The 14320-nt window shown below is 43.3% G+C and carries 13 protein-coding genes; 7 read left to right on the forward strand and 6 right to left on the reverse strand.

Features of this window, described 5'->3' with window-relative positions; all coding sequences use genetic code 11:
* Window positions 1-6 precede the first annotated feature (6 nt).
* The gene (locus tag BLW16_RS01510) at window positions 7-3144 is read right to left on the reverse strand and encodes a SusC/RagA family TonB-linked outer membrane protein (RefSeq protein WP_175470452.1); all 3138 of its coding nucleotides are present in this window, start codon (window positions 3142-3144) and stop codon (window positions 7-9) included.
* A gap of 615 nt (window positions 3145-3759) precedes the next feature.
* Between BLW16_RS01510 and BLW16_RS23425 the strand changes: the two genes are divergently transcribed.
* Window positions 3760-4173, forward strand: coding sequence for a sensor histidine kinase (locus BLW16_RS23425; protein ID WP_217631491.1), 414 nt, complete (start codon window positions 3760-3762; stop codon window positions 4171-4173).
* A 6-nt stretch (window positions 4174-4179) separates the two neighbouring features.
* Window positions 4180-4401 carry a hypothetical protein gene (locus BLW16_RS23430; protein WP_217631492.1) on the forward strand — a complete coding sequence of 74 codons (222 nt, stop codon included), beginning with the start codon at window positions 4180-4182 and terminating at the stop codon, window positions 4399-4401.
* Window positions 4402-4469: 68 nt separating this feature from the next.
* Here BLW16_RS23430 and BLW16_RS01525 read toward each other — a convergent pair whose 3' ends face one another.
* Window positions 4470-5567 (reverse strand): LamG domain-containing protein, encoded by a 1098-nt coding sequence (locus BLW16_RS01525; RefSeq protein WP_090554472.1) that lies wholly within the window; start codon window positions 5565-5567, stop codon window positions 4470-4472.
* A 113-nt stretch (window positions 5568-5680) separates the two neighbouring features.
* On the opposite strand from BLW16_RS01525, the gene BLW16_RS01530 reads away from it, so the two are divergent.
* Together BLW16_RS01530 and BLW16_RS01535 are read left to right on the forward strand one after the other, a co-directional pair.
* Entirely contained in the window at window positions 5681-6154 is a 474-nt protein-coding gene (locus tag BLW16_RS01530; protein ID WP_090554474.1) for a hypothetical protein, read from the forward strand.
* The gene (locus tag BLW16_RS01535) at window positions 6051-6989 is read left to right on the forward strand and encodes a hypothetical protein (RefSeq protein ID WP_139298235.1); all 939 of its coding nucleotides are present in this window, start codon (window positions 6051-6053) and stop codon (window positions 6987-6989) included. Before BLW16_RS01530 ends, BLW16_RS01535 begins: the two co-directional genes overlap by 104 nt.
* Here BLW16_RS01535 and miaE read toward each other — a convergent pair.
* On the reverse strand, window positions 6986-7567 hold the full coding sequence (gene miaE / locus BLW16_RS01540) for a MiaE family protein (RefSeq protein ID WP_090554477.1): 582 nt from the start codon (window positions 7565-7567) through the stop codon (window positions 6986-6988). The two genes, BLW16_RS01535 and miaE, sit on opposite strands and share 4 nt — an antisense overlap.
* A gap of 112 nt (window positions 7568-7679) precedes the next feature.
* Here miaE and BLW16_RS01545 point away from each other — a divergent pair, with 112 nt between their 5' ends.
* From BLW16_RS01545 to BLW16_RS01555, 3 genes are all read left to right on the forward strand, one after another.
* A complete protein-coding gene (locus tag BLW16_RS01545) occupies window positions 7680-8921 on the forward strand; it encodes a glycosyltransferase (protein ID WP_090554479.1) in 1242 nt (413 codons plus the stop codon).
* A 110-nt stretch (window positions 8922-9031) separates the two neighbouring features.
* Window positions 9032-9775, forward strand: a complete 744-nt coding sequence (locus tag BLW16_RS01550; RefSeq protein ID WP_090554481.1) for a ParA family protein — start codon at window positions 9032-9034, stop codon at window positions 9773-9775.
* A gap of 4 nt (window positions 9776-9779) precedes the next feature.
* The gene (locus BLW16_RS01555) at window positions 9780-10040 is read left to right on the forward strand and encodes a hypothetical protein (RefSeq protein ID WP_090554482.1); all 261 of its coding nucleotides are present in this window, start codon (window positions 9780-9782) and stop codon (window positions 10038-10040) included.
* 56 nt (window positions 10041-10096) lie between these two features.
* Here BLW16_RS01555 and BLW16_RS01560 read toward each other — a convergent pair whose 3' ends face one another.
* From BLW16_RS01560 to BLW16_RS01570, 3 genes are all read right to left on the reverse strand, one after another.
* Entirely contained in the window at window positions 10097-10909 is an 813-nt protein-coding gene (locus BLW16_RS01560) for a DUF4249 domain-containing protein (RefSeq protein WP_090554484.1), read from the reverse strand.
* 5 nt (window positions 10910-10914) lie between these two features.
* Window positions 10915-13245, reverse strand: a complete 2331-nt coding sequence (locus tag BLW16_RS01565) for a TonB-dependent receptor (RefSeq protein WP_090554485.1) — start codon at window positions 13243-13245, stop codon at window positions 10915-10917.
* Between the two features lie 235 nt (window positions 13246-13480).
* Window positions 13481-14242, reverse strand: coding sequence for a 5'-methylthioadenosine/adenosylhomocysteine nucleosidase (locus tag BLW16_RS01570; protein WP_090554488.1), 762 nt, complete (start codon window positions 14240-14242; stop codon window positions 13481-13483).
* Window positions 14243-14320: the final 78 nt, after the last annotated feature.

The raw sequence follows: 14320 nt of genomic DNA on the forward strand, positions 1-14320 counted from the left end.
CTAAAATTAAAATCCAATGTTTACACCAAAGGTGAAAGTCTTAGCCTGGGGAGCTGTTAAAAAGTCTGTACCTGCGGATGCCGGGGTACTGTTAAATGTACTTACCTCCGGATCAAAACCTTTATATTTTGTAACCGTGGCCAGGTTTTGCGCAGCAGCAAATATTCTTAATTTCCTCACATGTAACTTAGTGGCCATATTATCAGGCAGGCTAAATCCAAGGCTCAGGTTTTTCATGCGGAGGTACGATCCGTTTTCAATAAACCTGTCTGAAACACGGTTGTTTGTATTAGGATCGCCCAATACTGCTCTTGGCATCTCAGTATCCGTATGTGTTGGTGTCCAGCGATCTAAAGTTGTAGCAAATTGTCCGTAGATCGCATTCATCCCTTCAGCAAATGAACGGGCCCAGTTCAGTACTTTGTTGCCATAGCTGAACTGCCATAACATTGAGAGATCAAACATTTTGTATTTGAAACTATTGCTGAGACCACCCACAAACTTCGGTTGTGCCGATCCAAGTATTGTCTGATCTTCAGAAGTGATGACACCGTCACCATTCAAATCTTCGAACCTGATATCGCCCGGGGCAGTTGCCTGCACCTGGTAAAGCGCAGTGGCATTCCCTGTCTTCGTTCTGGCCACAGTATTCAACTGATCGATCTCAGCCTGATTCTGGAATATCCCGGAAACCTTATACCCGCGGAAAGCTCCGATAGGATCACCAACCTGCACCCAGCTGCCAAATCCTGATGCATAGGGCGCGTTGTTATTGGCAAGCGACAATATTTTATTTCTGTTGAATGAGATATTAAAATTGGTTGTCCAGCTAAAATCGGTGCTTTTAATATTGATAGTTTGCAGGTCCAGTTCCAGTCCCTTGTTATACATCGAGCCCGCATTGGTAGTATAGGTTGTAAAGCCTGTTGAACCGGCCAGTGGCAGAGGCGCCAACAGATCATTGGTTTTTCTGTAATATACATCAGCACTCAGAGTGATCCTGTCTTTCAGGAAACCAAAATCAACGGCAATGTCTGTTGACGTGGTTTTTTCCCATGTCAGGTTCGGGTCTCCCAGCTGAGATGGATAAAGGCCGGCGACTCCCGCATAAGAAATTCCCTGGCCCGCAGTTGTATTATATGCGCTTATTAATGTTCTTGAGGCAAAATCATTAACGAAATTATTACCTGTTTTACCCCAGCTGCTGCGCAATTTCAAAGTTGATACCCAGCTGATGTTTTTCATAAAGGCTTCATCGCTGATCAACCATGCACCGGAAATGGCAGGAAAATATCCGTAACGGTGTCCGTCAGCAAATCTTGAAGAACCATCACTACGTAAGGTTGCAGAGAAAATATAACGATTTTTGTAGCTGTAGTTCGCTCTTCCAAAGAAGCTTACCAGTGTTGAGCTCGAACCTGCAGATGAGGCATCAGTTTTTACGGCAGCAGCAGATAACCTCCTGATATCATTACCCGGAAAATTTGTACCGGACGCAAATAACGTTTCGTTGTTATCCTTCTGCCAGGACTGCCCGCCAAGGATACTAAACGAGTGATCGCCATAACTTTTATTGAAGGTCAATATATTTTCATTTAATAAATTAAGATCAGAATAATATGCTTCAATTCCTGAACCATTGGTTGGTGCGGCGCCTGCATTTAAAGTAGACGGAACAAATCTGCGCTCATGATAGATTTGATCATCAGCAGCAAAATTTGTTTTAAACGTCAGCGAAGGTAACAGCTTGTATTCACCGTAAATATTAGACAATAAACGTTCTGCAGTAGTCAAATTCAGGGGCTCTTTGTAAGCAGCAATAGGATTTTCAACGGAACTGTAAACATCACGTCCATAGGTACCATCTGCATTGTACGCATTGATGGCAGGACTGAGCAGTATCGCGGAGCTCAGTACTCCATAGATGTTATTGTCATTATTGATACGGCTTGAGGTGCTGCGGTTAAAACTGGTGCTTGTACCAATCTTAAACTTATCGTTAATCGTGTGGTCCAGGTTTAGGCGCATATTGAAACGGTTATAATCAGACCCTTTTAATATACCATCCTGATCAAAGTAACCACTCGTGATATTGAACCTGGTTTTCTCAGTTCCACCATTAATTGATAAGTTATAATTACTGATCGGGGCGTTGCGGAATACCTGGTCCTGCCAGTTGGTAGTAGGATAAGTACCTGGATCGTTAGCCAGCAAAGGTCTGTTCAGCGCAGCCGAAATATAAGAAGCTACGGTAGGATAAGCAGGTGTGCCAATCGATGCTGCATAACGGTTTTGAACGGCATCCTGATACAACTGCACGTACTGGGGACCCGTTAACGCATCAATTCTTGCGGTGGCTTTTTGAATACCTGTGTAATAATCCAGGTCAATACTGGTTTTGCCGGACTTTCCTCTCCTGGTAGTTACAATCACTACGCCGTTTGAGGCACGTGACCCATAGATCGCAGCAGCAGCAGCGTCTTTTAATACGTCGATCGATTCGATGTCATTAGGATTGATGTCGTTCAGCGCATTCGTCTGGCCGTTACCAAAACCAATTTGTGAATTACTGCCCGTCTGGATAGGCGTTCCATCAATCACGTACAGGGGCTGTGAATCGGCATTAATTGTTGATACTCCACGGACCCGCACTGTAACAGCACCGCCAGGAGTCCCTGAGGCCGATGTCACCTGGACACCCGCTACCAGCCCCTGTAATGCCTGATCCAGGCCAGTTACAGGACGGCCCTGGATTTCAGCAGCTTTTACCCTGGAGATTGCCCCGGTTATAGTTCTTTTCGACTCGCTACCATAGCCAATTACAACAACATCGTTCAGTTGTTTCTGATCAGAGACCAGCTTTACGTTATACGTACTGTTACTGCCAATAGTGATAGTCTGCGGCAAATACCCGATGAACGAGAATACAATTGTATATTGTCTGCCCAGAAGATTTAAGGTAAAAGATCCGTCAGAATCTGTCTGAACTCCATTTCTTGAACCGGAAACTTTGACTGATACGCCCGGAAGCGGCATACCATTATCCGAGGAGGTTACCCTGCCCCCGATCTTCTTGTTTTGTGCAAAAACACCACCGGGTGTACATAGGCTCAGCGCAAGAAAAATTAGTAAAATTTTCTTCATTCGTGACTGAATTAGGTGAGTTAAATCATTAAGGATCGATATATATCTGTTGGCATTCGTATCAATTTTTTGGCATAGCCAGAAGATGATAGAGTACAAATAATATAAATCACTCAATAAATGGCAAAAACACATAATTAAACGTAAATACAGGCGTACACCACTATTTATAATCTACAAAACTGGCATTATAAAAAATTTTATTCTTAGAAATAGTCAAGGCTCAATCCATACAATTTAATAATTCCATAGAATTCGTCTCAAAATTATTATATGAATGCAAAATAAATGTGACATATGTCTCAACATGATTTATATATCCCATAAATTCTTAGATAACGGTCAGAAGCGCTGTTTATTTTAATACATCATTTCCCTATTCGCTGCCGCTCGTCTCTTGCGCCGGTATCTGACCTTCTCGGATCTTTAGGTCCAGCCGAACCAAAGGTTTTGGAATAAGAAAGCCTGATTACGGGGAACTTGCTCGTTTCACCTTGATATTTGAGACTGGCCCTGGTATCAAATGCATCCCGGGTAAGCGTTCCAATGTAACTGTAATAGGTTAACGAGCTGAAGCTCACAAGCAACTGGCTGCAAACCGAAAGAAGACAGCAAGTGCTGGAAAAAGAGAAACTGGAAACAGAACTGAAGTTCCTGAAATACCAGTTTAACCCACATTTTCTGTTCAACAGTATCAACTCCATTTTTTTCCTGATCCACAAAAATCCAGACATGGCATCCGCCTCACTGGCCAAATTCTCTGAGTTGCTGCGCCATCAGCTTTATGAATGTAATGATCAGCAGATCCCTCTCCGTAAGGAGCTTTCCTACCTGGTAAATTTTATTGAACTGGAAAAGCTGAGGCACCATACGCTTGTTAAAACTGACATCAGCCTGCAGGAGCAATATGCCGATCAGCTGGGCATCGCTTCTTTTATATTGATGACGTTTGTCGAAAATGCATTTAAACACGTATCGGTACATACGGGCAAGGCCAGCTGGATCACTATCAAACTGGAACAGGAATAGCAGCAATTGACCCTTTTTATTGCTAACAGTACTTCCGGACATACAGCCAATGAGGTGCTCAACTACGGTGGCATCGGCTTAAACAATGTAAAAAGAAGGCTCGACCTGATCTATCCGTCGGCTTATGAGCTAAATATCCATAGGAGCACTGCTCTTTTTGAAGTAAAACTCAGCCTCAGCCTTTCCATACTTCAGTATTCACCATTAATACAAATGGCCTCCATATGAATAATGATAACATGCTCTGTTGTGTAATTGTTGACGATGAGCCTTTAGCCCGGGAAGGGCTGAGCCATTCAAGGTTCAGTAGCACCGGATGTATCATCCAGCTTCGCCATGAGGCCCCAGCCTCCAATATCTTCTGACACAGCAATCCATACTTCATTGCTTCCTTTTTTTAATGGAAGGTAAACCGCGTCATACAACCCGATCGTACCTAAAAAACGATAGTCGCGGGATAGAAAATCATCTTCAGCACTATAGATGAGCTGTTGATTAAAAAAGACTTTCATACGGTCAGAAAAACCTAAACTCAGCCGTTTGAGCTGCGCTTTATCTGAATGGATTTCCAATTTGGCGATCACCGTATTCTTACCCGCCACAGCACCTGCCAGCTGCGACAGATCAGCAATACCGCGCTCATCGGCCTGAAGATTTTTCCAGGAAAGCCCTGAGAAATCACTTGTATTCAAATGGTATTTACCGCTGATCCGTTTCTCATCGAACGGTGATGAGATCAGCCAGCTGGTGATCATACCTTTTGCTAACCCGGCAACAGGTGGCGCCACAGTGCGGAACTGTACGTTATCCGTCTTTTGATAAGAGAAGTTCGCATACCAGGCCGCCACAGGATCTTCATTCAGCAGGCCTATAGCTCCGGCAGATGGAGTTCTCTTAAGGGAACTGATAAACAATGCAGGCTCCTGCTCCCCGTCAATGTAAACTTCGGCCTGATTTCCCTTAACCAGCATCTGGATATGGATCCATCGGCGGACCGGTAAAACGCGGGCCTGGTTAAATCCCTGGCCATAATACAGCTGCCAGCCTCCTGAGCCATTGAATTCAGGATAATACTGCATCGCATCAGGATTGCCGCTTTGGTGCGGACGAACATAATATACTTCTCCGTTTGCCGCATCCTTCATACGGAACCCGATCCCGGGGAAGTACCTCGAAGCACTAAGGGCAATATCAAAGTCAATCGTTCCATTCAGGAAGGAAGTATCCTTTAACAACATCGTACCGTTATTTAACCTGATACAATTTTTACCGGCCAGCGTATCCCGGATAGCCTCCCTGGCGTTGATCAGCCAGTGCTGGTCATCAAATGGAACCAAGGTCTGGGCGTGGAGATTCAGAGCAAATCCAAACATCAGGAATAGAAAAAATTTCATAGCCACGATTTTTTAAATAAATAGATCATTTGAACAAATTTGTTTCTTTTCTTTACATCTGCACAAGTTCAATTTGGTTCAAGTGTGTTCAATTCGCAACAAACTTCTATTTTATGCAGCCAGAGACTTCTATAGACCACTACCGACTGCTGGTAGAAACAGAGTTTGGGATCAGGGACAGGGATGAATGGGATAACCAGGCATTTGAAAAGCTAAGTTCCAGGATCCTGGAAAAAACGGGGGAACGTTTAAGTGTGTCTACCCTAAAACGGATCTGGGGCAAAGTCAGCTATGATCATGCCCCAGCGAAAAGCACGCTGAATATACTTGCCCGTTACGCCGGATATGAAAACTGGCGCAGCTTTACCGTTCAGCATGCCATATCCCCTGAAAAAAGCATTCCGGCCACTCCCGCTGAGAATAATCCGGCTATACCGCAGCAAAGCCTCAGATCAACTGTGCCATGGAAGTTCACAAAAAAAAATGATACTGCTGACCGGCCTGGTTGTGATCATCACAGGAATAGGTATGCTGTTCCTAAAACACAGGACAACACAGTCTTCACCACCTCCCGCAACCAGCTTTGAAGCTCATAAAACCTCGGATGACCTGCCCAATTCAGTGATCTTTAATTACAGCATTTCAGGGCTTCCTACCGGTCATGTGATGATACAGCAATCCTGGGACAGCACCAGGCAGGAAGACGTAAGCGCAAACAGGAATAAACATGCCTCTATTTATTATTATCCGGGTTATTTTGTTGCGAAACTCATCGTAAATGGAAAAATTCAAAAAGAAACAGCGGTTTTTATTCAAACCAAAGGCTGGAAAGCCATGATCAGAAGGAAACCGATGCCGGCATATCTTTCCAGCGGAGAAACCCGGACAGGCAGAGGCCTCGGAATTGACGCCGTTACCATTCTAAAAAAGACAGGAACTTCCGTTTTGAATGGTACCTGGACGGAATTTGCGAACGTACGCCCTTTTGGAGATACAAAAGGAGATAATTTCCGTCTGGAAACAACACTTGCCAATACTTCTACCGCAGAGGAATCGATCTGCAGGAACGTCAAAATTACGGTATTGGGCAAAGGAGGCGCAATCATTGTTCCGCTATCGGTGAAAGGATGCGAGGCCAATCTTGAAATGTTGACCGGGGATCAACTGATCAGTGGCAGGGAAGAAGACCTCAGTGCTTTAGGATGTAATTTTCCGGATTTTCAGGACGTGACAGTTCAGGTTTCAGGCTCAAGGCTCCATGTGCTGATCAATGGCAAATTGGCTGTTGACAGCACTGTATCCTATACCATTGGTGAAATTGTGGGTCTTCGTTATGCCATTGAAGGCATCGGTACCATCAAACATGTGACGCTCTATTCAGGAAAAAAAGCAGTCTACAATGAAAATTTTATTAAAGACTAACCATGAATCGCCTCCCCCTTGCCAAAGCCCTGAATAAGCTCGCCTTCAAAGTCAAGCCATTCCTTCCATCTTTTGTCCACGTCAATGTCAACAGTGTATTTACGCGCAAAATTTAAGAACGTGGTATAATGTCCTGCTTCAGATATCATCAGGTCATGATAAAACTTTGCCAGTTCGGCATCTTTGATATTTTGCGAAAGAACCCGGAAACGTTCGCAGCTTCTTGCTTCTATCATTGCGGCAAAAAGCAGACGGTCGATAAAAGCCGAATTCCTGCTGCCGTCCCTGCGGTTAAATTTAACCAGACGGCCCACATAATCATCTTTACGCTCACGCCCTAAGGTGTATCCACGCTTTTTAATGATATCAACAACCATTTGAAAATGCTGCATCTCCTCAATCGCAATTGCTGTTAATTCTTCCACCAGGTCCATATGTTCAGAGTTTTGGGTGATCAGCGTAATCGCATTGGTTGCCGCCTTCTGCTCGCACCATGCATGGTCGGTCAGGATTTCTTCCAGATTTGACTCTGCAATATTGGCCCAGCGGGGGTCTGTCAGTAATTTTAATCCAAGCATCGGTTTTTGAATAAGTCTTACAAAACTAGCAATAATAGCCTGGTTTCGGTAATAACGACAGGTGCTTTGAGAATTGTGTATGAAAAAGATCTATTTTGCATAAATTTAAAGAATGGATAAAAAAAGTGTACTGATCATTGGGCTGGTATGGCCGGAACCCCTCTCATCGGCAGCGGGGACAAGGATACTTCAGCTCATCAATTTGTTTCTCTCCGCGTCTTACAAAGTATTCTTTGCCTCTGCGGCATCAAAAAGCGAGTTCAGTTATGCACTGCAGGAGATAGCTGTTACGGAGCAGGAAATCAGGTTAAATGACAATAGCTTCAATATATTTTTAAAGGATATCCAGCCCGGCATTGTGCTTTTCGACCGCTTTGTAATGGAAGAGCAATACGGATGGAGGGTGCAGCAGGAATGCCCGGATGCTATGCGAATGCTGGACACCGAAGACCTTCATTGTCTCCGTTATGCCCGGCAGGAAGCCTTTAAAACCTCAAAACCACTTAACCTGTTCACTGATATGGCCAAAAGGGAGATCGCCTCTATTTTGCGGTGTGATCTTTCTCTGCTCATTTCAGAGACTGAAATGAATATTTTGCAGGAACAATTTCATGTAGAGCGGTCATTAATTTATTACCTTCCTTTTTTGGAAGATGAACTAACGGAAAAAAATACCCGCAGGTGGAAAGGATTTGATGAACGGGAAGGATTCGTATTTATCGGAAACTATCTGCATGAGCCAAATTGGAACACACTTCAGGTATTAAAAACTGAGATTTGGCCGGTATTAAGAAAAAGACTGCCTGCCGCAATCCTTCATATCTATGGTGCATACCCTTCACAAAAGGTAATGCAGCTTCATAACCCTAAAGAGAACTTTCTGGTTCAGGGTCGTGCGAAAGACGCGCGTGAAGCAGTATCAGCGCATAAAGTATTGCTTGCACCCATACAATTTGGTGCCGGCGTAAAAGGAAAACTGATTGATGCCATGCAGGCAGGTACGCCTGCTGTCACCAGCACAACCGGTGCTGAAGCAATGAGAGGTGATCTTGACTGGAACGGAGCCATAACAGATGATCCTGAAGCTTTCAGTGATCAGGCCCTGAAATTATACCAGGATAAAAGCTATTGGTTACAGGCGCAGCAAAACGGTATACAGATCATCAACAAACGTTATGGAAAAGCAACATTCGGCCCTTCATTCCTCGAAGCAATCAAGGCCCTTGCTGCGGACTTAACCCTACACCGCAACCGCAACTTCATCGGCCAGATCCTGCAATACCATACACTGAACAGCACCAGGTACATGTCAATGTGGATAGAGGAAAAGAACAAGAGCCAAAAGGCTTCATAATGACCTCTATAGCTAATTTACGCGGATATTCGGCTGCAATCAGTAAAAAAATACATGATGATATTGAAATATCTTTGTATCATTGCGCCCTTGTATAAAGATATATTGATATGAAGACTATAGCTGTTATAAACCATAAAGGCGGCACGGGAAAAACAACTTCTGCCCTGAATATTGGTGCCGGATTAGCGCGTTTAAAGAAAAAAACTTTGTTGGTTGATATCGATCCTCAGTCCAACTTAACAGAAGGCTTAGGGCTCAGGGATGTAGAGATGTCAATTTATGACAGCATCAAGAATGATACGCCTCTTCCTGTTGTATCCATCTCGGAATATCTGGACATCGTCCCTTCCTCATTAGATTTATTAGGGGCAGAGATTGAACTCGTTTCAAGGCTGGGAAGAGAAACCATTCTAAAAAGATTATTGAAACCGCTGGCAGGAAAATATGATTATGTACTGATTGATTGTGCACCAGCTTTGGGAATGCTTACCGTAAATGCGCTGGTAGCAGCAGACACAGTGATGATTCCGCTAGAGGCTGAATATTTTGCATACAGGGGGATAGACCGTTTGGTATCGATCATTTCTGATGTGAGGACACATTATAATGAGAGTCTTACAATAGGCGGTGTATTTATCACTAAGATCAACCCAAGAAGGGTGATCACTGAACAGATCACCGGCAGTATCAAAAAATATTTCAATGATAAGCTATTCGATACTTCTGTAAGAATCAACGTAGCACTTGTAGAAGCACAGTTAAAAGGAATAGATGTTTTTGAATATGCACCTGCATCAAATGGTGCAATAGATTATTCAAATCTGGTAGATGAAATTTTAGTTAAAATATAAGAGCATGGCAAAGAAAAACTTGGGCGATATCGAGGACAACAATAAAAATTTAAGCGGGGTATCTGCGCTGTTCAACTCTCCGTTGAAAGAAGTAAATACAAAGGTAACAAAACAAGCTCCGCAATCCGAAGAAGAAGAAACGGTTACTTATCCGTTAAGACTTAAAAAAAGCTCATTAAAGGCATTGAAGATATTGGGAGCGCAACGGGGGATCACGGTGAAAGAACTGATCATGTCGGTGATCAAAAAAGAGTATGACCTGTAGGATTAAAAGAACCAGTCTATGTATAGAGATATCTATATATAGACTGGTTGATGTGATCAGTTGATCGTTATCAATTTTTTTTCAGTGGTATGCACACTGAAGTACCCTAATGCCCCATTGTCAATGTTTGAAGGTGGATTTCCAGGAGTAACACCACCACCCGGCCCGTTTTGCGTCTGCTGGCTCAGGGTAAACCAGTAGGTGAATACACCTTTGTCGATACACTGCATTTCAACTTCCGCCACATCGCCTGTTTTAAGCTTCTCATTGTCATCATCATCATAGAAAAGCGTGTTTGTAACCTCATTTCCATTGGTCAGCCGGTCATTGTCTGCATATACTGTTTTAATTTGCACGCCATTCACCTTCAGTACCCAGCGGTACTGGTTTACCTGATCTGCGGGGTCTTTAAAATGCGTTTCTACGGTCTTGATATCATCCCCGCCAAAGGTAATGATCTTTATACTCAGGGAATCCATTTTCACAAGCGACGGCATGGTAGAAGTGGCGCTGTAGGTAGTGTTCCTGGCAACTACCTTCATCGTATATTTATGCCCTGCTTCAGCCTTTAGGGAAGCGAAGGTATATGTTCCCGGTTTGGTTTCGGTAAAAGTCCATGAATGGTTATTGTCATCCGTTACCAGTACCTGCGCGCCTGTTACCGGCGGATATTCGTTACTGCTGGTATAGGGTACGGACTCGCTGATTGTTATGGTTTGCTGACCGGCCTGATCGGTAATCGCGCCTTCGATCACCACCTGACTGGCGGAAGTATTCAGCTTTACATCAATCACTTTCTCGCAGGATGCGAAACTCAGCAGTGTGCCAATAGAAAAGACGCTGTATAGTATGTATTTATATTTTAGCATGGCTTTTAAAATTTAAAGTTATAGGTTACAGACGGGATGATGCCGAACAGACTTGTTTGTACAGCTTCAGTTTGGGTAGGATCATTCTTTTTATCCCTGAACTGTATCGAATATGGATTTTTACGGTTAAGTGCATTGTATAAACCGAAGCTCCAGCTGGACTGGTACTTTTTGGTTTCCTTCGCTTTAAGCGTTGCGCTGACATCCAGTCTGGCCGTATAAGGCATCCGATTGGCATTGCGGTCAGTATAATAATAGGTAGTCAGTCCGCCTACGTTATATTTCCCTGCCGGATAGGTCACCGCATTTCCAGTGCTGTAGATATAATTGGCCGAAAAAGTCCACCGCGGGCTGAAGTTATAAATACCTACCAAAGACAGGTCATGCGTCCTGTCCTGCCTTGCAGGGAAATAACTGCCATGATTGATTCCATCAAATTTGCGTTCGGTTTTTGACAAAGTATAACTTATCCATCCCGTTAGTTTGCCTTTTGTCTTTTTCGCGTACAGCTCAAGGCCATAAGCACGGCCTGTACCATATAACAATTCAGATTCCACATTCGCATTGGCGGTCAGCTCTGCCCCGTCCCTATAGTCGATCTGGTTCTGCAGCCATTTGTAATAGATCTCTCCTGATATCTCGAATGAATTATCCTTACTGTTCCTGAAATACCCAACGGCAACCTGATCTGCCAGTTCGGGCTTAATATTGTTGCTGCTCATCACATACTGGTCTGTAGGTGAACCTGTATTGGCATTGGTCAGGATATGAATATTCTGTGTGTTACGGTTATAGGACGCTTTTACAGCGTTCTCCTCGTTCAGACTGTAACTGGCCGAAAAACGCGGCTCCGGATAGATATAGGTCTTCACAAACTTTCCGCTTCCGCTGGTTGACGATGATGCAACCTCAGCCTCACTGTCATACGTGTTAAACGTACCCGGGCCCAGCAGAGAGAAAGAGCTTAACCTAACGCCATACAATATATTTAACTTATCGGTCAGCTTCCATTCGTCTGATAAATACCCTGCAAGCTCTAATCCGTATCTGTTCTCCACTGCGAGAGGATTGAAGCTGGAATTGCCCGAGGTAGTGATATCTGATGGCGCAATCCGGTGGTGTGTAGCCTGAACCCCAAACCGGATCACATGTTTGTTGCTGTAATACTGCAGGTCTTCTTTCAGGTTAAAATCCCTGATGAGAGAGGTCACCCGTGCATTGTTATCGGCATCAAGTAATTCAATCGCGTAATGGTATTTATTGAAGATGAAAGAGGTATTTGAAAATAACTTATCATTAAAAACATGGTTTAAACGTACAGTTGCAGTCGTATTGCCCCAGTCATTGGCAAAAAGATCTTTGATCCCGATGTTGTCCTGGCCAAAATAACCAGATACAAACAGCGTATTCTTATCATCAAACTTATAGTTTGCCTTGGCATTGATATCATAAAAATTTAGTGTATTGCTATTTAACGAAGAATCCGATGATGCCTTTAACAACAGGTCAATATAAGTTCTTCTGGCGCTGATCATAAATGAGCCCCTGTCTTTTACGATCGGGCCTTCTACTTTTATGCGGGAGGCAATCAGTCCTATTCCACCTTCAACACCAAATTCTTTATTATTGCCGTCCTGCATTTTTACATCGAGAACAGAGGACAACCGCCCGCCATATTGAGCCGGCATACCTCCTTTATAGAGACTCACATCCTTGATAGCATCCCCGTTAAATGTAGAGAAAAAGCCCAACAGGTGTGACGAATTATATACCGTAGCCTCGTCCAGCAGGATCAGGTTCTGATCAGCTGCACCACCCCGTACAAAAAACCCGGTATTTCCCTCCCCTCCGGATTTCACCCCGGGCAGTAGCTGGATGGTTTTCAAAACATCCTTCTCGCCGAATAATACGGGTAAGTTATCCAGGGACTTCATATCGAGTTTGTCCAGCCCCATCTGTGGACTGCTGATATTCTCATTTTTACGGCTGCTGGAAGTGATCACAACTTCCTGTAACGCTGCCTTGTCTGTACCAAGTTCAATATTCAGCTTTGTCGCTGCAGTAAGGGAAATCTTTTTCGTAAATGGCTGGTAACCGGTATAACTTACCACGAGGTTGTACTCAGCACTGGTACCTGAAAGCGAATAAAAGCCGTAGGCGTTACTTGAGGTACCAAAAGATCGCGCCGCTCCCTGTATTTTAATGGTGGCGCCAATCAGGGTTTCCCCGGTTGCAGCATCCCTGACCGTTCCGCTGATGGTAAATTTTTGTTGGGCAAAAGCCGATGAAAACAGGCAAAAAAAGACGAATAGACAAGTATAGAGCGTTTTTATCATGAATGTGGATTATGTTCAAAATTAATATATACTGCAAAATAGTTTTAAGACACGCAAAAAGCGAAATACCCTTACGCCTTCATGCTTTAATTTTTTTTTTGCAAAGCAATATTAATTTGTTGCCACAAACATAAGTCACAACCGGTTAATTAACTACTTATAATTAGTTAATTAATAGTCTGAACCAGCAGTTTTTTCGGATTTCAGTACCAGTCAGGGATTGACTGGTACTGATTTATAACAATAAAAATATATTTTTGATAATTTCATGTGAATACTTACTGGACACATTTATGATAAAATCTGCGAAATTAATTGCCGAATTTTCATTCGATTCATCCGAAATGATCCTGATCACTACAAACGGAACACCGTATTCGTAACAAACCTGGGCAACTGATGCACCTTCCATCTCTACACACAGGCTATCAGGCAGATTTGAAAGCAAAGTATCTTTATCAACCTGCTTTGCAAAAAACTGATCACCACTTGCAATCGTGCCTTTATATACTTCAGGGCTGGTTAACAGAAACTCATCCTTTTTATCCTGATCAATAAAAGCCTGGTTTTGATTATCCAATGTGGCATGAATGGCTTTTTCCGCAATAGCAACCAGTTTTGTATCAGGTTCAAAATAGGTAACGCCAAGCAGTGGTATCTCATAGCGTTCCATGATAGGCCTGGCATCCATATCATGCTGAACCAAACGTTCTGCAATGACGATGTCCCCGATTCTTAACTGATGACTGATTGCACCGGCAACTCCAATAAAGATCAGCTCTGTGATGTTAAATTTAACAATTAAACTTGTCACTGTGGTTGCGGCGGCAACTTTGCCCCATCTCGAAAAAACCAGAACAGTATTGACCCCGTTTATTATACCCGTATAATAGGTTCTCATCCCATAGGAAGACTCCTTTACATCAGTCATGAGCTGCAAAATGCTATTGATTTCCTCATGCATTGCGCCAATAATACCTACTACTCTTTCATTCATATTTTCTTTTTTAATTAAGTTATAATGTTTAACAAAAAATGAATTCAACTTAATCTCATCATATCAGTTAAGAAGATA

Source organism: Pedobacter hartonius (genome assembly GCF_900107535.1).
In the GTDB taxonomy this organism is placed as follows: Bacteria; Bacteroidota; Bacteroidia; order Sphingobacteriales; family Sphingobacteriaceae; genus Pedobacter; species Pedobacter hartonius.